The following is a 19,447-nucleotide window of genomic DNA, read 5'->3' on the forward strand; positions in this document are numbered from 1 at the left end:
ATCCTCAAGCTTGGGGACGTGTTGCGCCGCTGCTTTGAGGTTGATCGAGTCACCGCATCGCGGCGTATAGCTCAATTGGCGTGCCGCTTGTGCTCGCCGAAGAAGCGCAGCATCTCGTGCGTGGCGTCCGGCCCTTGCGGGTCGGTGTAGCTGCCTTCCTCACTGCCACCCGACCACGCATGGCCGCTGCCATGCACCAGCCAGTGTTCGGCGATGGGCCGGCCGGCGGTATCGCGGTAGGTGGTGCGCACGTAGCTGCGGCCGCCTTCTGCTGAGCCGGGTGATGCCTCCGACGCGGCGTGCCCTGCGACCAGGTGCTCGCCGTTGCGAGGGTGCACGGTGCCGTCCTGGTCGCCGTGGAACACGATCATCGGCACCGGTGAGGCCGAAGGCGCGGCCAGCACGGCGCTCGGGCCGTTCTTCATCACGTTGAAGGCGGAGGCCACGTCGTTGGCCGCACCCTGCGCGAGGCCGGAATGCACGCCGGCCGCGGCGAACAGATCGGGGTACTCGCGCGCCAGGATGGCCGACATCGCACCACCCGCCGACAAGCCGGCGACGTAGATCCGGTCAGGGTCGACGGCGTGTGTCTGCATGACCTGGCGGGTGATGGCGGCGAGCAACGCGGGTTCACCCGCGTCGCGGCGCTGGTCACCGGGGCGAAACCAGTTCCAGCACTTGTAGGCGTTGGAGCGCTGCGCCTGGGCCGGGTAGAGCACGCGAAAGCCGCGCGCCTGCGCAAACTGGTTCATGCGCGTGCCGGCGGCGAAGTCGTCCGGGTCTTGCGAGCAGCCGTGCAGCATCACCACCAGCGGCGCGCGGCGGTCACCCAGGCCTGCCGGCAGAAAGAGCTTGTAGTGGCGCAGGCCCTGCGGCGTGGCGAAGGGCAGCTCATCGAAGCTGGCCGGTTGTGGCGGCGCTACTGGTGGCGTCTCGACTTCGCGCACTAGGCCGTCTAGCACCACCACGTCGTCTGCCGGCTGAGCCGGCGCAGGCTGAGGCTTGCGCGACAGGTGCAGGGCGCGCTGGATGGCCTGTGTGGCCTCGGTCAGGCTGCCACGGCGAGTGAGTGCCGTCGCCTGGGCGATCAGTTTGGAAAAGGGCTTCGAGTTCATGGACATCTGGGTTTGCTGCGGTGCAACATTTCCGCCAGATTAGCCCTTTTGCCCCAGCGGGGCCGGTGGCAAACCCTTACGTCAAAAGCGGACTCACAGCTGTGCAGCGAGCCGGGTGCCCTGGTCGATGGCGCGCTTGGCATCGAGTTCGCCGGCTTCGTCGGCGCCGCCGATCAAGTGGGTGCTGACACCGGCTGCCTTCAGAGGCTCGAGCAACTCGCGAAGTGGCTCCTGGCCGGCGCAGAGCACGACCGTGTCGCACTCGATGAGCTGGCCGTCGCTGTGCTTCTCGCCATAGGTGATGAACAGTCCCTGCGGCGTGATGCGCTCGTAGTTGACGCCGCCGATCATCTCGACCTGCTTCATCTGCAGCGCGGCGCGGTGGATCCAGCCGGTTGTCTTGCCCAGGCCCTTGCCGAGCTTGCCGGCCTTGCGCTGCAGCAGCGTGACCTGGCGCGCAGGCGGCGCAGGCCGGGCCCGCACCACACCACCGCGCACGGTCTCGGGGTCGACCACACCCCATTCGGCGAGCCATTCCTTGAGGTTCATCGTCGGCGAATGGCCGGGCGCGGTGACAAGGTACTCGGCCACGTCGAAGCCGATGCCACCGGCGCCGACGATGGCCACGCGTGCGCCGACCGGCCTCTGGTGCAGCAGCACGTCGACGTAGCTGAGCACGTTGGGACCGTCGCTGCCGGGGATCTTCGGGTTGCGCGGCAGCACGCCGGTGGCGATCACCACCTCGTCGAAATCGCGCAAATCGTCGGCGGTCACGCGCGTGTCGAGCGAGAGCTTCACGCCGGTGTCGTCGATGCGTTGGCGAAAGTAGCGCAGCGCCTCGACGAACTCTTCCTTGCCCGGCACGCGCTTGGCCATGTTGAACTGGCCGCCGATCATCGAGGCAGCTTCAAACAGATGTACCTCGTGACCGCGCTCGGCGAGCGTGGTGGCCGCAGCGAGCCCGGCCGGCCCGGCACCGACCACGGCGACGCGCTTCTTCTTCGGCGCCAAGCGAATCACCAGCTCCGTCTCGTGCCCGGCGCGTGGGTTGACGAGGCAGCTGGCGAGCTGCGATTTGAAGGTGTGGTCCAGGCAGGCCTGGTTACAGGCGATGCAGGTGTTGATCTCGAGACTCTTGTTGCGCGCCGCCTTGTTGACGAACTCGGGGTCGGCCAACAGCGGGCGCGCCAGGCTCACCATGTCGGCGCAGCCTTCGGCCAGCAGTTGCTCGGCCACCTCGGGCATGTTGATGCGGTTGCTGGTGATCAGCGGAATGTTCAGCCCTGCGGCGCGGAGCTCGCGGCGCATCTTCTGCGTGACCCAGCCGAAGGCGCCGCGCGGCACGCTGGTGGCGATGGTCGGCACGCGCGCTTCGTGCCAGCCGATGCCGGTGTTGATGATGGTCGCGCCGGCCGCGGCAATCGCCTTTGCGAGGGTCACCACCTCAGGCCACGAGCTGCCATCGGGGATCAGGTCGAGCATCGACAGGCGGTAGATGATGATGAAGTCGGGCCCCAGCGCCTCGCGCGTGCGCTGCACGATCTCGACCGGCAGGCGCATGCGGTTCTCGTAAGCGCCGCCCCATTCGTCGTCGCGCTTGTTGGTGTGGGTGACGAGGAACTGGTTGATGAAGTAGCCTTCGCTGCCCATCACCTCGACACCGTCGTAGCCGGCCTCGCGCGCGAGCTTGGCGCAGCGCACGAAGGCGCGGATCTGCCGCTCGATGCCACGCGCCCCCAGCTCGCGAGGGGTGAACGGCGATATCGGCGACTGGATGCGCGACGGTGCCACGCAGAATGGCTGGTAGCCATAGCGCCCGGTGTGCAGGACCTGCAGTGCGATCTTGCCGCCTTCGGCGTGCACCGCGTTGGTCACGAGCTGGTGCCGCTTGGCTGCGCCGCTCGTGGTCAACATGCCGGCGAAGGGCTTGGCCCAGCCTTCGATGTTCGGCGCGAAGCCGCCGGTGACCATCAGGCCCACGCCACCGCGTGCGCGCTCGGCGAAGAAGGCGGCCATGGCGGGGAAGTGCTTGCGCCCGTCTTCGAGCCCGGTGTGCATGCTGCCCATGAGCACGCGGTTCTTCAGCGTGGTGAAGCCGAGGTCGAGCGGCGCGAGCAGGTGAGGGTAGGGCTGCATGGCGTGAGGCTCTGCGGCGGAGTGAGAGGTCGCCGGATGGTACGGACGGCTAGCTGGCTTGCAATGCGTGGATCAACCGATCCACATCGGCTTCGCTGTGTGCGGCGGAGAGCGAAATGCGCAGCCGCGCGGTGCCCTCAGGCACGGTGGGCGGGCGGATGGCCGGCACCCACAGGCCTTGTGCGTCGAGCGCTTTCATGAGCACCAGCGCCTGTTCGTTGCCGCCGACCATCAAGGGCTGGATCGCGGTGGGCGACGCGGCGAGTTGCCAGCGCAAACCCTGCGTGCCGGCACGCAGGCGCGTGATCAGGCACGCGAGCTGCTCTCGTCGCCAGCCTTCGGCCGCGATCACCTTCAGGCTTTCGCGTGCTGCCTGCACCACCATCGCCGGCGCGGCGGTGGCGAAGATGTAGGTGCGAGCCCGCTGCATGATCCATTCGATGGTGTTCTCTTCGCCTGCGACGAAGGCACCCGAGCCGCCTGCTGCCTTGCCGAGCGTGGCCATGTAGACCAGGCGTGGCGACTGCAGGCCGAGGTGCGCGGCAGTGCCGCGGCCTTGCGGGCCGACGACGCCGAAGCCATGGGCGTCATCGATCAGCAGCAAGGCATCGTGCTGCTCGCACAGGCCGAGCATGGCCTGCAGCGGGGCGAAGTCACCATCCGTGCTGAACACCGCATCGGTGACGACCAGCTTGCGCGGCGCCTTGGATGCAGCCAGCTGAGCAGCCAGGGTCGCGAGATCGTTGTGCGGGTAGATGTGCGACTCGGCCCGCGACAGGCGCGCACCGTCGATCAGGCAGGCGTGGTTCAGCGCATCCGAGAACACCGCATCGCCGCGGCCGACCAGCGCCGGCACGATCCCCATGTTCGCCATGTAGCCCGAGCCGAAGTAGAGCGCGCGCGGCCGCTGCACGAAGGCGGCGAGCTCTCGCTCCAACGCATCGTGTGGTGCTTCATGCCCGCTGATCATCGCCGAGCCGGTGGCGCCGACACCGTACTGCGCTGCGGCCTCCTGCGCCGCACGGATCAGCGCCGGGTGCTGCGCGAGGCCAAGGTAGTCGTTGCTCGCGAACGAGAGCATGGGCCGCCCGTTGACCTGCAGATGCGGGCCGTCTTTTGCTTCGACGACGCGGCGCTTGCGGCGCAGGTGCTGTGCGTCGAGCTCGGCGAGGCGCGTCTCGAAATTGCTGCTCATGGTCAAAAGGCCTGGCTCACGCCGACAGCGAGCAAGGTCGACGTGGCTGATGCGCCGTTGAATTTGATGCGCGCCCTGTCGAAGCTGCCGGTGAGGCTCAGCGTGGGTGTGATGGAAAAGCCCAGGCCAAGGCCGATGTAGGGGTTGGTGTGGGTCTGAGAGGTCGATGCGTAGAAGTTATCCCGGGAGTCGGATACCTCGGCCTTGCTTGACGAGACACCGAGGCGCGCAACGCCTGTCAGCCGGGACAAAAGCGGCAGAAACACCGCGCCTCCGATAGAAGTCGAACCGGCCGTGTAGCGCAAGACGACGTCGCCCATTTGGAAGTTGACCCGCCCAAAGTCGATGTAGCTCAGCTCCAGGGCAACGATCGACGACAGCTTGTAGCCACCGTACAGCTTGCGGCCCTTGTCTTTGGTGTCGCAGCTCACCTTGCCCGAGCAGTCGATTTTCTGCTGAGCTGAGCCGATGGCGATACCGAGATAGCCTTGCGCCGATGCCGCGCTAGAAAGCAGCAGGAGTGAGCAGGTAAGAAACGCATTCTTTGTCCGGATGGGCATGGCTCTCGCAGGCACAGATTGATTGGAGCGGCAGTCTATGAGACGCCTGTTGCAGCGTTGACAGGAGGAGGGGGAAAGACGGAGAAGGAGTGAACTCATGTGCAAGGTGCAGCAGGGCTCCACGCGACTTGTGCGGGCGCCGGGTCTGCCAATCGCGGAACGTCGGCCCACAGCGGGGCGTGCAGGCGATGGCGCAAGGTGTCGATGTTGTCCTCTTGCGCTGACATCTGCGGGTCGATGCGGTTGGCGACCCAGCCGGCCAGTGTGAGTCCGCGCGACAGGATGGCTTCTTGCGTCAGCAGGGCGTGGTTGAGGCAGCCCAGGCGCAGGCCCACGACCAGCACGACGGGCAAGCCCAGTGCCTTGGCCAGGTCGGCACCGGTCTCGCGCTCGTTCAACGGCACGAGAAAGCCGCCGGCTCCTTCGACAACGACCGCGTCGGCTTGCGCTGCGAGCTGGTGGTAGCGCTCAACGAGAACGCTCACCTCGATGCGTTGGCCTGCTGAGCGCGCTGCCAGATGCGGTGACATCGGCAGCGGCAGGCAATAGGGGTTGTCTAGTTCGCGTGCGACGCGGATCGAGCCGGCGGCGCGCAAGGCCTGTGCGTCTTCGTTGTCGCCGTCCGGCGTGGTGCCGGCGGCGACCGGCTTCATGCCGACGACCCGTGCGTGCTGCTTGCGCAGGTGCAGCAACAGCGCGCAACTCACCAGCGTCTTACCCACCTCGGTGTCGGTGCCCGTGACGAAGTAGCCGAGCGTCACGCGAGCACCTCGTTCAAGGCGGCCAGCGCACCGTCAGCCAGCCACTGCGATGCGGCTTCGTCGATCACATAAGGCGGCATGAAGTACAGCGTGTTGCCGATGGGCCGCAGCAAGAGGCCGTGATGCAGGGCCGCCGCGTGGTACCGGCTCGCGAACTTCGGGTCGTCGGTTGCGACATCGAAGGCCCACAACATGCCGAGCTGGCGCGAGCGCAGCACCTTCTCATGCGTTGCGAGCGGCTCGCACAGCGCGCTCAGGCGCGCTGCCGTCGCGCGGTTGCGCGCCATCCAGTCTTCCTGGTCGAAGATCTCGAGCGTGGCGAGCGCCGCGCGGCAGGCCAGCGGATTGCCGGTGTACGAGTGCGAGTGCAAAAAGCCGCGTGCGGTGCGGTCGTCGTAGAAGGCATCGAACACGGCGTCGGTGCAGAGCACGGTCGACAACGCCATCGTGCCGCCGGTGAGCCCCTTGGACAGGCAGATGAAGTCCGGCAGGATGCCGGCCTGCTGGTGCGCGAACAGGCTGCCGGTGCGGCCGAAGCCGACTGCTATTTCGTCGGCGACCAGGTGCACGTTGTAGCGGTCGCAGAGCGCGCGCGCGAGGCGCAGGTACTCGGGGTCGTGCACCGCGATGCCGGCGGCGCATTGCACCAGCGGCTCGACGATCAAGGCGGCCGTTTCGGCGTGATGGACTTCGAGGTGCGCCTCCAAGGCCCGCGCACAGTGGCGCGCATGGTCGATGGCCGACACGCCTTCGGCCGCGGCGCGCGCGTCGGGGCTGGGCACGGTGGCGCTCACGCGCACCAGCGGGCCATAGGCTTCGCGGAACAGCGGGATGTCGGTGACCGACAGCGCGCCCGCCGTCTCACCGTGGTAGCCGTGCTGCAGCCCGATGAAGCGCGACTTCTCCGGGTGCCCGTGGTTGCGCCAGTAATGCGCGCTCATCTTCAACGCGATCTCGGTGGCCGATGCGCCATCGCTCGCGTAGAACGCATGGCCGAGGCCAGTGAGTGCGCTCAAGCGCTCCGAGAGTTCGACCACCGGCGCATGCGTGCAGCCGGCCAGCATCACGTGCGACAGCGTGTTCAGCTGATCGACCAGCGCTGCCTTGATGTGCGGGTGCCCGTGGCCAAAGAGGTTGACCCACCAGGAGCTGATGCCGTCGAGGTAGCGCTTGCCGTCGGTGTCGTAGAGCCAGACGCCCTCCGCACGCGCGACGGGCAACAGCGGCTGCGTCTCGTGCTGCTTCATCTGGCTGCATGGGTGCCACACGGCGCGGCGGCTGCGTTCGATCAGTGACAGGCTCATGGGGTGAGCCCCTGGCGCTCTAAACTCATTCTTCTCTTTCTGTCTTGTCTGTTTGCATGGCTTGCCAATGGCCGGAATCGTAACCGTCACCCACAGCCGCCGGCTGCGCGAAATCTGGCGCTCGGCGGGCTGGCCCTGCCAGGACCTGGTGGAAGTGGAGCTGCTCGCCGCCGGCCTGCTGGAGCGGGTGCGCCACCCCTCGGGCCACGAGACGCTGCGCGTCACCGATGCCGGCGTGGCCCTGCTGGCCGAGACGCTGCAGCGCAACCGCGCACGGCGTGATGCCCACGAAACACTGGTCGAGCGTGTGGCGCTCGAGATGACGCGGGCCGGGCGCATCGCGTGGCGGGGCCTGAGCCTGCGCGCCAAGGTCGACGTGGGTGATGCAAGTGGGTGGGCGATGGCCATGCCCGACGTGTTCTCCATCCGGCACACCACGGTCGAGGCTTACCTCGAACCCATCGTGCACGAGGTCAAGGTGCATCGCAGCGACTTGCTGTCGGACCTGCGGCGTGAGGCCAAGCGAGCCGCCTACCTGCAGCTCAGCAGCGAATGCTGGTACGTGATCGCGCACGGCATTGCAAAGCCCGAGGAGATTCCGCCCGAGTTCGGCGTGATGGCCACCGCGCCCGATGCAACGGTCACACAGCTCGACGTGCTGCGCCCGGCTCCCAAGCGCCCGATGAAGATGTCACTGCCCCTGTGGATGGCGCTGGCGCGGGCCACGCCGGTCGAAGGCTGGCGCCACGACGAGGCTCAGGGTTGGTTGGGCGACGAACTGCCAAGCCCGTGATATCTTGACTTCGGGAACGCCCGAAGAGGTGTCGGCTCCCGGGTGAGGAGGGTCTGCATGTCTCGTTCGTGGATCGCGAAGACGGCCTGTCTCGGAGCCTGGCTGCTGCCATGTGGCGTGCTGGCGGTAGAGAAACCTACCGAGCCCTCTTGGACCTACCGCGTCGTCAAAGGCGACACCTTGTACGGCGTGGCACGCACCTACCTGGCGCCGGGCATCAGCTGGCAGCGCCTGCAACGCCTGAACCGTGTGCCCAACCCGCGGCGCCTGCCCCCCGGGCGCGAGTTGACGATGCCGGTCACCTGGCTGCACGCGCAGGCCACGGTGGCGACGGTTGCCTTCGTCACCGGCCGCGCGATGCGCGACAGCGGCAAGACCGACGCCGTGGCCCTGTCGGCCGGCGACACGCTGCAGCCGGGTGACCTGCTGATCACCGAGGCCAATGCCAGCGTCACCTTGCGCCTGGCCGATGCGAGCCGCGTGCTGGTGTCGGGCGGCTCGCGGGTGCGCATGGAGTCGCTGCTGAGCTTCGGCCGCAGCGGCGTGACCAGCTCGCGGATCGGCATCGAAAAGGGCGAGGCCGATTCACGCATCAACCCCGACCACGCGCCAGGCACGCGTTACGACGTGCGCACGCCGGCCTTGACGCTGGGTGTGCGCGGCACCGAGTTCCGCGTGCGCGTGGCCGAAGGCGCAAATACCACCGCCGCCGAGGTGACGCAAGGGCGTGTGGCCGTGGCGTCACCGAAGCTGCGCGGCGAGCGCGCCGTCGACGCTGGTTTCGGCATGGTCGCCACGCCCGAGGGACCGCCGACCGGCGTGCAGCCACTGCCTGCGGCACCCGGGCTCGGCACGCTGCCCACCCTGTACGAACGCGTGCCGTTGAGTTTCTCTTGGCCGCCGCTCGACGGCGCCGTGGCCTACCGCGCGCAGGTCTTCGCCGACGAGAGCCTCAACCAGCGCCTGCTCGACGGCCTGTTCGAGCGGCCCGCGGCGCAGTGGGCCGACCTGCCTGACGGCCACTACCTGCTGCAGGTGCGTGCGCGCAACGAGCGCGGCCTGGAGGGGCGCGACGGCCGGCTGGCCTTCACGCTGAAGGCCCGACCCGAGCCGCCGTTCAGCGGCGAGCCGCGGGATGAAGGCCGCGCCTATGGCGAGCGTGTCGAGTTCAGCTGGACGGCGGCGGCCGCCGCCGTGCGCTACCGCATCCAGGTGGCAAGCGATGCGCGCTTCGAGAACCTGCTGCTCGACCGTGCCGACGTTGAAGACACCCGCCTGGCCGTGCCGCTGCCTGCGGGGCGCTACCACTGGCGCCTGGCCAGCATCGCCCAAGGCGATGACCAGGGGCCGTTCAGCGATGCGGCCAGCTTCGAGCTGCGTGAAACGCCCCCACCGCCGCCGGTGGACGCGCCCAAGGGCGAGGGCAAGAAGCTCGTCTTCCGCTGGCGCGCACGGTCGGGCGACGACGCTTACGACGTGCAGGTGGCCAGCGACCCGGCCTTCCAGCAGATCGTGTTGGAGCGGCGCGAGAACCTGCCCGAGCTCGTGCTCGACAAGCCGCCGCGCGGGACCTACTACCTGCGCGTGCGCACCATCGACGCCGATGGTTTCGTCGGGCCTTACGGATCGGCGCAGCAGTTCAAGGTTTCGCTCAGCCCGTGGTGGTGGGCGGTGCCGGCTGCCCTGGTGCTCTTGTTGTTGTGATGGGCCAGGTCGCCAACGGGTGGATACCGCCCGGCCGCCGCAGCGTGGCCGCGGTCTGGTGCCTGGCCCTGGCGCTCGCAGCCATCGTCTGGAGTGCTGGGGTGCTCGACAAACCCCAGACGGCAATGCACGACCTGCAGGCCCGCGTGTTCGCACCTCAGCGGGCCGCCGGTGGCGTGCTGCTGGTCGACATTGACGAACCGTCGGTGCAGGCGCTGCGGCCGCAATTCGGCGGCTGGCCACCGAGCCGCGAGCTGCTCGCGAAGGTGACGGGCCACCTGCTCGACGCCGGGGCGCGGGCGGTGGTGATCGATCTCGTTTTGGCGGACCCGCGCGAGGGCGATGGGGCGCTGGCGAACGTGCTGGCGGCGTATCCCGGGCGCGTGGTGCTGGCGGCGAGCGTGCTGCCGGCCCAGTCGGCGACCGAGGCGGTGGCGAAAGAGGGGCCCGCGGGGTGTCCGGTGCAGGGCTGGGCCGGGCTGCTGCTGCCGGCGCCATCGCTGCAGGCCGCGATGCCTCGGCTGGGCATGGTTTCCACCCCCACCGATGCCGACGGCCAGCTGCGTGCCTGGCCGCTGTGGCACGCCGACGCTGAGCAGGTGCTGCCCTCCCTGCCGCTCGCGGCGCTGCTGGCGGCGCGCGGTGACACAGACCTCGTGCTGCGTTGCTTCGATGGCGAACTGCAGCTGAACGACCTGCGCTGGCCCATCGACGCGGCGGGCCGCGTGCGCCCGGCGTTTCACCGCCGTGCCGACGCGCTGCCGCTGCGTTCTTACGAATCGGTGGCGCGTGCGGCGCTGGCGGCCAGTGAGGCGGGCAGCGCGGCGAGTACCAGCGAGTTTCGCGGCCAGGTCGTCGTGATCGGCGCGAGCGCCGTGCTCGGCGACCGCGCGCAAACGGTGCTCGGCCCGCGCTGGGGCCCGGGCGCTGTGGCCGACACCCTGATGGCGATGGAAAGCGGCCAGCTGATCACGCCGCCGCGCCGGGGGCTCGATGCGCTGTGGCTGCTGCTCGCCTGCGTGCCCGCTCTGGCGGCCTTGCGGCGCGGTGCACTCAAACCCGGTGCCGACCTCGCCTGGGTGCTCGGCACGCTGCTCGGCTTGCTGGTGCTCGACGGCACGGCGTATGCCATGGCCGGGCGGCAGTCACACGTGGCCTGGCTTGTGTTGGCCTTGACCTTCTTTGCGCTGCTTTCGCTGCTGCAGTGGCGCCGCGCGATGATGGCGTCGCAACTGCGGCTCGAAGGCGAGCGTGCGGCGGCCGAAGCGGCCAGCCGCGTGAAGAGCGAATTCCTCGCGCACATGAGCCATGAGATTCGCACGCCGATGAATGCCTTGCTCGGCTCGGCCGAGCTGCTCGCGCAGACCCAGCTCGACGAACGCCAGGGCCGGCACGTGGCGCTGTTCCAGTCGGCGGGCGCCAGCCTGGTGGAGATCCTGAACGACCTGCTCGACCTGTCGAAGATCGAGGCCGGGCTGCTGGAGTTGCACCGCCAGCCGTTCTCGCTGGTCGACCTGGCTGCGAAGCAGACGGTGCTGTTCGAGGCCCGTGCGTCGCAGAAGGGCCTGCGCCTGCGCACCGAGTTCGACGCCGACCTGCCGCCGGTGGTGGTGGGCGACGGGCCGCGCCTGGTGCAGGTGCTGCGCAACCTGCTCGGCAACGCGATCAAGTTCACCCACCACGGCAGCGTCACCCTCGCCGTGCGGCGCGTGCCAGGTGCGCCCGATCGGCTGCGATTCGAGGTGCGCGACACCGGCATCGGCATCGCCGCGCCCAAGCAGCAGGAGATCTTCCAGGCCTTCACCCAGGCCGACAGCGGCGTGGAGCGGGCCTACGGCGGCACTGGCCTCGGCCTCACCATCTCGCTGCGGCTGGTGGCGCTGATGGGCGGCGTGATCGGTGTCGACAGCCGCGAAGGCGAGGGCTCGGTGTTCCACGTCGAGGTCGACTTGCCGGCCAGCCAGGAGATGCCGGTGGCGCTGTGGGCGCCCAGCTCGCCCGAGGCGTCGTCGGACCTGATGCCCGGTCTGCGCATCCTGCTGGCCGACGACAACCCGCAGAACGTGCAGCTCGTGGAGGCCTACCTCGAAGGCGACGGCCACCACATCGACGTGGTGCACGACGGCGCGGCGGCGGTGATGCGCTTTCGCGACCACCGCTACGACGTGGTTCTGATGGACGTGCAGATGCCCGGCATGGACGGCTACCGCGCCACCGCCGCGATGCGCGCGGTGGAACGCGAGCGTGGCGACGCGCCCATTCCGGTGATCGCGCTCACGGCCAATGCGATGCCCGACGACGAGCGGCGCAGCCTGCAGGCGGGCTGCACGGCGCACCTGTCCAAGCCGTTCTCGCGCTCGCAGCTGCGCCGCGCGCTGGCCCGTCAGCCCGTGGCCGATGCCGAGGCGGTGCGGCCAGAGATCGCGGCCTTTGCCAACGCGCCCTGGCCGCTGCCGGGCCTGGCCTTGCTCGAGGGCTTCGACCTTGCCACCGCGCTCGCGCGCATGGACGGCAACATGGGCCTTTACGTGCGTGTGGCGCAAGCCGCCACGCAGACCTTGAACGGCTGGCCCGAGCGCTTCGTGCAGGCCCAGGCCGATGGCGATGCCGGACTCTCCCTCCGCATGGCGCACGACTTGAAGTCGAGCGCAGCGACCCTAGGCGCCATGGACCTGGCCGCCGCTGCACTCCGGCTGGAAACGGCTTTGCGCGCTGCTCAGCCGCAGCCGGGCGACGTAGCCGCCGCACAGGTCGCGGTGCAGGCGCCGCTCGCGGCGGTGGTGGCGCGTTTGTTGCCGTCGAGCGAGTAGCTGAAGTCGCGGAAGCTGCCCTTGGCCAGCACCGAGCTGTTCAGGGCCAAAAGCGCCGGCTTGTGGGCCTGGGGTGTCAGCAGCACGGCCCAGGTTTCGTCGCGCAGGTGCACGCTGCCTTGGCCCTCGACATGCGTCTGATCGGTGTCGACGACGAACTGGCGCGTGGTGCCGATGCCGTTGTCGAAGTCGATCGCCACGGCGCCGCAGCGCAGCGGCACCTGCCGTTCGCTGAAGAAGGAGCGCAGCATCTTGCCGACGTTCAGGCCGAGCTTGGCGTCGAGCCGGTTGCTCAGTTGGCCGCCTTCCATCGACAGGCCGAGCTGCCCGGTGGCAGTGCCTGCCCAGGCGGCCACCGAGCTGCCACGGGCTGTGAGGCGGGCGTGGCCGCTGACCGGCCCTTCGAGGCCGCCCTTATCGGGCAGGACAGGCCACAACTTCTCCAGCCGCAGGCCGCGCGCACGCAGGTCGATGCGCACCGCGGGCGTGTCTTGCCGGCCGTCTAGCGAGAACTGCCCGCTCAGCCGGCCGGCGGCGAACTCGGTGTCGAGCAGCGCGAGCTGCAGCAGGCCTTGCTTCAGCGTGGCATCGGCGCGCACGCCATGCAGGTCGGGCAGGTCAGGCAGCAGGACTGTCTTCAGCGTCAGGCTCAAACGGGCGTCGACGTCGTTCAGGCGCTGCAGAGGCAATGCGGTCTGGGGCAACACCCGCAGGCTGGGCTTGACGGGTTTGGCGGCTGGTTTGGAACCAGCTGTGTCGACCAAAGATGCGAGCTCGGAGAGGTTGAGCTTGTCGCTGCGCAACGTGGCCTGCAGCGAGGCGCGGTCGTCGGGCTTGTGGTAGCTCAGCTCGCCGGCGAGATCGCTGCTGCCGAGGATGAGGTGCAGGTCTTTGGCCGCCATCGACGCGTCGTTCCGGGTCACCTGCGCTTCCGCCCGGTAGGGCTTGGATGCCGGCCAGGGCACGGTGGGGAAGAAAGGCTCGAGCTGGCTCAGGCTGGGCCCGCTGAGCTGCACGTGCGCGTCGATGCCGCCGAGGCGCACGAGGTCGGCGACGCGGCCGTCGAGCTGCAGCTTGGTCCCGCCCGAGCGTGCTTGCCCGCGCAGCGGGAAGAAGCCGCCGGTGCGTTGCAGGCTCAGCACCGGGCCGGCCAGCGTGTCGCCGCTGAAAGGCGTGCCGTGCAAGCTGCCGCTGAACTCGATGCGCTGGGTGAACGGACCGTCGGCCATGGGCAGCGTGGTGGAGGCGGTCTGCAGCGTCAGGCCGAGGCCATGGTGGATGACGCGCAGGCGGCTGTTGTGTGCCTCCAGCCACAGCACCCGCAGGCGCGCGGGGCCGCGGTCGTCGGGCCGCGTGAGGCGCCAGTTGCGCAGGCCGTCGGCCTGGCGTTCGAGGTCGATGTCGGCGTCCACCAGCGCCAGGTGCGTGACGACGCGCACGTCTTGGAACAGGCTCGCCCAGTCGAATGTGAAACGGGCTTCGCCCGCCACCGCGAAGGGGCGCGGATCGGCCCAGGGAGCGTTCTGGATGCGCACGCCGCGCAGACGCACGGTGGGCTGCAGCGCGGCATCGAGCCCCAGGTGCAGGTCAGCGATCTGCACACTGCGCTGAGAGGTGCGGGTCAGATGGCGCTCAAGCGCCGGGCGGAACCAGTTCCAGTCGAACAGCGCCAGCAGCAGCGCGAAGGCGGCCAGCACGCCCAGCGCGACTTTCATCTTGCGGCCCGGGGCGGGCAGACGCGACAGCAGGTTCATCACAGGCGGGCATGGCCAAAGTGGGTGGGCGTGAGTCGACAACAAGACGGACAGGCCTCGCGCGATGGTAGGCAGCCCGGCGCTCGCCACCCCTCGGCAAACACCGCGTTCGCATGTAGGACGCTGCGGTTGTGCCCCTGGCTTGGTACGCTCGACGCCTCTCCAGGACACTGCCCCCATGAACCTACGCGCCCGATTTCAGCTGAGCCTGCTTGCCGTCCTGATGGGCTTGGCCGCTTGTACCAGGCACGAGGCGTCTGCGCCTGTGGCCACGAGTGCGGCCCCGTCTGCGCCAGCCAGCGCTGCCGCACCACCCGAAGCCGCGAAGGGCATCGCTTGGCGCCAGGCAGTGAGCGATGCCGACGTCGACGCCGCGTTTGCTCTGGCCAAGACCGACAACAAGCCGGTCTTCGTCTACTGGGGCGCCGCCTGGTGCCCGCCGTGCAACCAGGTGAAGGCAACGCTTTTCAACCGGCAGGATTTCATCGAGCGCTCGCGTGCCTTCGTGCCGGTCTACATCGACGGCGACAGCCCCGGCGCGCAGAAGCTCGGCACCCGCTTCAAGGTGCGCGGCTACCCGACCATGGTGCTGTTCAGTCCGGCTGGCGATGAGCTGACGCGGCTGCCCGGCGAAGTCGACGCGCAGCAGTACACACAGGTGCTCACGGTGGGCATGAATGCGCAGCGGCCGGTGAAGGCGGTGCTGGCCGAAGCCCGCTCTGGCGGCAAGGGCCTGAGCGCCAACGACTGGAAGATGCTGGCTTTCTATTCGTGGGACACCGACGAGCAGCAGATCGTGCCGCAGAAGGAGCTGCCGGCCGTGCTGAAGCAGTTGGCGGCGGCCTGTCCGCACGACACCGCGGGTGCCGACACGCGCCTGTTCCTGAAGGCCTGGGCGGCGAGCGATGGCAAGGCCAAGCCCGATGCCGCCGCACGCGAGCGCCTGCTGGCCGTGCTGCGCGATGCGGAGCCTTCGCGCGTGCACATGGACGTTCTGAGCTACAACGCCGTCGAACTGACGCGCGCGCTCAGCACCCCGAAGACGCCGCAGCGCCAGCAGCTGCTGGAAGCCTATGACGCGAGCCTGGCCGGGCTGGCGAACGATGCGACCCTGTCACGCGCCGACCGGTTGACAGCGCTGTATGCCCGCGCCCAGCTCGCCCACATCGACGCACCCAAGGACGCCAAGCCCAGCGTACCGCCGGCGCTGCTGGCCGACGTGCGCGACCACGTGGCCCGCGCCGACCGCGAGACGACTGACGGCTACGAGCGGCAGGCCGTCATCACCACCGCGGCCGACCTGCTCGAAGAAGCCGGCGTGCCCGATGAATCCGACGCCTTGCTGAAGGCCAACCTCGCCAAGAGCCACTCGCCCTATTACCTGATGCTCGGCCTGGCGGGCAACGCCAAGAAGCGCGGCGACAAGGCCGAGGCACTGCACTGGTACGAAGAAGCCTTCAACCGCAGCGAGGGCCCGGCCACGCGCCTGCAATGGGGCGCGACCTATGTGAATGCCTTGGTCGAGCTGGCGCCGCAAGACGAAGCGCGCATCGAGAAGGCGGCCGGGCAGGTGTTCACCGAAGCCGCCGCCACGCCGAACGCGTTCTACGAACGCAGCGCCCGGGCCTTGAAGCGCGTGGGCGACAAGCTGGTGGCCTGGCAGAAGGCGCCCGAACACCGCGACGTGGTGAGGCGCCTGCAGGGGCAGCTAGACGGCATGTGCGCCGCGTTGCCCGAGGCCGACGGCCAGCGCGGCGCCTGCGAGGGCCTGCTCAAGCCAGCGGCTCGTTCGGCGGGATAGGGCCCTTGATCTTTAGCCGCGCTTCGAACAGCGCGTAGAGCACCGTCGCCTGGGCCAGCGGCATCAGGTAGTGCACGGCGCGAAACACCAGCAGTGCCGCCAGCAGTTCGGTCTGCGCAATCTGTGGTGAGAGCAGCGTGACGAACACCGCTTCGGTCACGCCCAAGCCCGCCGGCACGTGGGTGATGATGCCGGCCACGGCCGACACCAGGAGCACCGCCAGCACGGTGAAGTAGTCGGCCCGGTGCTGCAGCAACACGTAGATCACCGCGGCGATCATCATCCACGTGATGCACGACACCACCAGCTGCAGCACGGCGAGCCGGAACGACGGCAGGCACAGCTCGTGGCCACGGATCGTCCAGCAGCGGCGTGTCGACAGGCCGCACAGCGCGACGTAGCTGCCGCACAGCGCGAGCATCGCAGCACCCAGAACACTCAATGCGACGGCGCCCATCTCCCACTCCGGCGGCAAGGCCAGCGGTTGCACCAGACACACCACGCCGGCCAGCGTCATGTAGCCGAGCCAGTTGGTGAGCATGGTGAAACCGAAGACGCGCGAGATCACGTCCGGCGGCAGACCCATCTGCGAATAGAGGCGGAAGCGAAAGCCGAGGCCGCCGACGATCGCGCCGAGGTTGAGGTTGAAGGCATAGCTGATGAAGGTGGCGGCCAGCACCTTCGGCGTGCTGAGCTTGTGGCCCGCGTAGCGGCGGCTCAGCAGCTCGAAGCTGCAGTACATCGCGTAACTCGCGATCGCAAAGCCCGCGGCAGCGGCGAGCACCTGCGGCGGATAGGCCCGGATCGACACCATCACCTCGGCCCAGTCGACCGACCTGGCCTGGGCCACGAGCAGCCAGACCACCAGCCCGAAGAACACCAGCGTCGCTGTGCGCTTGGCCAGCGGCCACCAGCTGCTGCGGGTGAAGGCCGGGCCCTGCGAGCGCACGGGCGGCGGGGCAGCGCTGACGATGTCAGTGCCCATGGTGCAGCGCTTCTTCATTGCCGGCACCGCCTTGCGTTCTCAGGTCGGTGTCCTCGGCGCCGCGTGTCACGACCTTGGGCGAGTGGGCGGGTAGCCAGCCGGCCCAGGCCGGGAAGCGGCGCAGGAAGTGGAAGACGACGAAGCTGCGGATCGCCAACCACGGGTTGTTGTGCCCGGCCTGCGAGTGGGACACCTCCTTGCAGCTGTGTTCGATGAGATCGTCGAGCCGCTCGAACAGGACCTGGTTGAACCCGCGGTCGCGGATGATCACGTTGGCCTCGAGGTTGAGCGAGAGGCTCAGCGGGTCGAGGTTGCTGGAGCCGACGGTGGCCCATTCGTCGTCCGCCAGCGCGACCTTGCCGTGCAACGGGCGCTTGCAGTATTCGTAGATCTTCACGCCGGCTGCCAGCAGGTGGTCGTAGAGCAGGTTGGCGGCGGTCTTGACGATGGCCATGTCGGGCTCGCCCTGCAGGATCAGCCGTACCTCGACACCGCGCCGCGCCGCGCGACGCAGCTCGCGCAGCAGCCGGTAGCCGGGGAAGAAATAGGCGTTCGCGATCACCACGCGCTTGCGCGCCGCGCGGATGGCGATGCGGTAGTGGCGTTCGATGTCGTCGCGGTGGGCGTTGTTGTCGCGCGTGACGAGGAGCGCCTGCGCTTCGCCCGCTGGCGGCAGCTCGGGGACGGGTTCGCTGCGCCCGCCCCGGGTGAACCAGCGTCGCGGGCCGGCCGGTGCGTGGATGGCGGCGCGTGCGAAGCGGTGGATCTCGGTGACCAGCGGGCCACGCACCTCAACCGCGTAGTCCTGCTTGGCGGCGGGGCCGAAGTCGGCGAGGTGATCGGCCGAGTAGTTGATGCCGCCGACGAACGCGAGCTTCGCATCGACGACGACGATCTTGCGGTGCATGCGCCGGAACACATTCGTGCGCACGCCCAGCCACGGCGGCCGCGGGTCGAACACGCGCAGTCGCACGCCGGCGCTGGTGAGCGCGTCGACGAACTCGGGCGAGAGGTCGGGCGAACCGAAGCCGTCGATCAGCATGTCGATCTGCACACCACGCTTTGCGGCCGCGAGCAGCACTTCGTGCAGCGCCTTGCCAACCTTGTCCTCGAACAGGATGAAGGTCTCGAGCAGCACCTCGTGCTCGGCGTGGGCGATGGCGTTGAACACGGCAGGGAAGAACTCCTCGCCGTTCTCGAGCAGCTTGAAGTGGTTGCCGGGCGTCCAGCGCGTCATCGGGTTCATAGGCTGATCTCTGCGGCCAGGGGGGCGTGGTCCGACAGGTGCGACCAGGGCCGGCGCGGCAACACGACGGGCGCGTGCACCTTGGCGCTGCGCACGTAGATGCGGTCGAGCGCGAGCATCGGGAAGCGTGCAGGGAAGGTCTTTGCGGCCACGCCGTGGGCATGGACGAAGACCTCGCGCAGGCCGGCGCAGCGCTCGAGCACGCGGTGCGCGCGCCGCCGCCAGTCGTTGAAGTCACCGGCGATCAGCAGCGGCGCATTCGGCGGCACCTTGTGGTCGACCAGGTGGCACAGCAATTCGAGCTGCTTCTTGCGGTGCGCCTCCGCGAGGCCCAGGTGCACGCAGATGGCGTGCACTTCGACGTCGGGGCCGGGCACGCGCAGCACGCAATGCAGCATGCCGCGGCGCTCGGGGCCCATGATCGAGACGTCATGGTTCTCGTAGTGGATGATCGGGAACTTGGACAGCACCGCGTTCCCATGGTGGCCGCTCGGATACACCGCGTTGCGGCCGTAGGCGAACTCGGGCCAGATGGTGTCGGCCAGAAATTCATAGTGCGGCGCCTCGGGCCAGTTGACATAACGGCTCGGGTGCTTCTCGTGCGAGCCCTGCACCTCCTGCAAGAAGACCACGTCGGCGCTTACGCTGCGCACGGCATCGCGTAGCTCGTGCAGGATGAACTTTCGATTGAAGAAGGTGAAGCCCTTGTGGGTGTTCACCGTCAGCACCTTGAACGAAAAAGCGGGGGACTTGGAGGGCATGGGCAGGGCGGCGTTGGCAACCCTGCATTTCTACCGACGATGGGGCAAACAGCCTGTAGGAAAAGGCCGCCGTGGCGCGCAGGCCGGCCGCGCAAATGGATCGCGATGGCCGGCGCCGGGGCCGGAATGCACCTCGACGGGGAGCGCCTGCTACTTGGTGCCGAGCTGCACTTCGTAGCGCAGACCGCGCGGCGCGTCGGAGAACTGGAGCAGGTTGCCCATCCATCGGTAGGGCGATGCGAACTCGGCGACCTGCATGTTGCCGTGCATCGTCACCCCGATCAACTGGCCCTCGCCGAACACGAGGTGGTAGACGATGTCGTCGACGCGGATGCGCAACTCGCCGTCGGCCATCATTTGCGCCTGCGCCGCGCCGCAGTTCGCGGGCTGAGCCGAGACGCTGACGCAGAGCCGGGCGTCGTAGTGCCCGGTCTGCGGCGCGCTGGTGGCCGCTGCGGCGACCAGCAGCGGGGCAAGCATCGACCAGCCCATCAGCTGGCCACCGGCAAAGTTGCGCGGCGG

General features: G+C 68.8%; 15 protein-coding genes. 4 read left to right on the forward strand and 11 right to left on the reverse strand.

The window, feature by feature from the left end; genetic code table 11:
• Positions 1–71: 71 nt before the first annotated feature.
• From AC1DYS_RS03835 to bioA, 6 genes are all read right to left on the reverse strand, one after another.
• Positions 72–1,115 (reverse strand): extracellular catalytic domain type 1 short-chain-length polyhydroxyalkanoate depolymerase, encoded by a 1,044-nt coding sequence (locus AC1DYS_RS03835; RefSeq protein ID WP_477896208.1) that lies wholly within the window; start codon positions 1,113–1,115, stop codon positions 72–74.
• A gap of 93 nt (positions 1,116–1,208) precedes the next feature.
• The gene (locus tag AC1DYS_RS03840) at positions 1,209–3,251 is read right to left on the reverse strand and encodes an oxidoreductase (RefSeq protein ID WP_477896210.1); all 2,043 of its coding nucleotides are present in this window, start codon (positions 3,249–3,251) and stop codon (positions 1,209–1,211) included.
• Between the two features lie 49 nt (positions 3,252–3,300).
• Entirely contained in the window at positions 3,301–4,446 is a 1,146-nt protein-coding gene (gene bioF / locus AC1DYS_RS03845) for an 8-amino-7-oxononanoate synthase (RefSeq protein WP_477896212.1), read from the reverse strand.
• Positions 4,447–4,448: 2 nt separating this feature from the next.
• Positions 4,449–5,105, reverse strand: coding sequence for an outer membrane beta-barrel protein (locus tag AC1DYS_RS03850; RefSeq protein WP_477896214.1), 657 nt, complete (start codon positions 5,103–5,105; stop codon positions 4,449–4,451).
• Positions 5,102–5,767 (reverse strand): dethiobiotin synthase, encoded by a 666-nt coding sequence (bioD, locus tag AC1DYS_RS03855; protein ID WP_477896216.1) that lies wholly within the window; start codon positions 5,765–5,767, stop codon positions 5,102–5,104. The genes AC1DYS_RS03850 and bioD overlap by 4 nt, the downstream gene beginning before the upstream one ends.
• On the reverse strand, positions 5,764–7,071 hold the full coding sequence (gene bioA, locus AC1DYS_RS03860) for an adenosylmethionine--8-amino-7-oxononanoate transaminase (RefSeq protein WP_477896218.1): 1,308 nt from the start codon (positions 7,069–7,071) through the stop codon (positions 5,764–5,766). Before bioA ends, bioD begins: the two co-directional genes overlap by 4 nt.
• 67 nt (positions 7,072–7,138) lie before the next feature.
• Between bioA and AC1DYS_RS03865 the strand changes: the two genes are divergently transcribed.
• The 3 genes from AC1DYS_RS03865 to AC1DYS_RS03875 are packed head-to-tail and all read left to right on the forward strand — an operon-like array spanning position 7,139 to position 12,378.
• Positions 7,139–7,864 carry a hypothetical protein gene (locus tag AC1DYS_RS03865; protein ID WP_477896220.1) on the forward strand — a complete coding sequence of 242 codons (726 nt, stop codon included), beginning with the start codon at positions 7,139–7,141 and terminating at the stop codon, positions 7,862–7,864.
• Between the two features lie 57 nt (positions 7,865–7,921).
• A complete protein-coding gene (locus tag AC1DYS_RS03870; RefSeq protein WP_477896222.1) occupies positions 7,922–9,568 on the forward strand; it encodes a FecR family protein in 1,647 nt (548 codons plus the stop codon).
• Positions 9,568–12,378: a CHASE2 domain-containing protein gene (locus tag AC1DYS_RS03875; RefSeq protein ID WP_477896224.1), complete on the forward strand. Its 2,811-nt coding sequence runs from the start codon at positions 9,568–9,570 to the stop codon at positions 12,376–12,378. The genes AC1DYS_RS03870 and AC1DYS_RS03875 overlap by 1 nt, the downstream gene beginning before the upstream one ends.
• Here AC1DYS_RS03875 and AC1DYS_RS03880 read toward each other — a convergent pair.
• Positions 12,285–14,132 carry an AsmA family protein gene (locus AC1DYS_RS03880; RefSeq protein WP_477896225.1) on the reverse strand — a complete coding sequence of 616 codons (1,848 nt, stop codon included), beginning with the start codon at positions 14,130–14,132 and terminating at the stop codon, positions 12,285–12,287. The genes AC1DYS_RS03875 and AC1DYS_RS03880 overlap by 94 nt on opposite strands.
• A gap of 178 nt (positions 14,133–14,310) precedes the next feature.
• Here AC1DYS_RS03880 and AC1DYS_RS03885 point away from each other — a divergent pair, with 178 nt between their 5' ends.
• A complete protein-coding gene (locus tag AC1DYS_RS03885) occupies positions 14,311–15,933 on the forward strand; it encodes a thioredoxin family protein (protein ID WP_477896226.1) in 1,623 nt (540 codons plus the stop codon).
• Here AC1DYS_RS03885 and AC1DYS_RS03890 read toward each other — a convergent pair.
• From AC1DYS_RS03890 to AC1DYS_RS03905, 4 genes are all read right to left on the reverse strand, one after another.
• Positions 15,905–16,918, reverse strand: coding sequence for a lysylphosphatidylglycerol synthase domain-containing protein (locus AC1DYS_RS03890; protein WP_477896227.1), 1,014 nt, complete (start codon positions 16,916–16,918; stop codon positions 15,905–15,907). The genes AC1DYS_RS03885 and AC1DYS_RS03890 overlap by 29 nt on opposite strands.
• Positions 16,908–18,155 carry a cardiolipin synthase ClsB gene (gene clsB / locus AC1DYS_RS03895; protein ID WP_477896228.1) on the reverse strand — a complete coding sequence of 416 codons (1,248 nt, stop codon included), beginning with the start codon at positions 18,153–18,155 and terminating at the stop codon, positions 16,908–16,910. The genes AC1DYS_RS03890 and clsB overlap by 11 nt, the downstream gene beginning before the upstream one ends.
• Positions 18,156–18,160: 5 nt before the next feature.
• Positions 18,161–18,925 (reverse strand): endonuclease/exonuclease/phosphatase family protein, encoded by a 765-nt coding sequence (locus AC1DYS_RS03900; RefSeq protein ID WP_477896229.1) that lies wholly within the window; start codon positions 18,923–18,925, stop codon positions 18,161–18,163.
• Positions 18,926–19,075: 150 nt separating this feature from the next.
• The gene (locus AC1DYS_RS03905) at positions 19,076–19,405 is read right to left on the reverse strand and encodes a hypothetical protein (protein ID WP_477896230.1); all 330 of its coding nucleotides are present in this window, start codon (positions 19,403–19,405) and stop codon (positions 19,076–19,078) included.
• Positions 19,406–19,447: the final 42 nt, after the last annotated feature.

This window comes from Rhizobacter sp. P2_G4 (assembly GCF_056403575.1).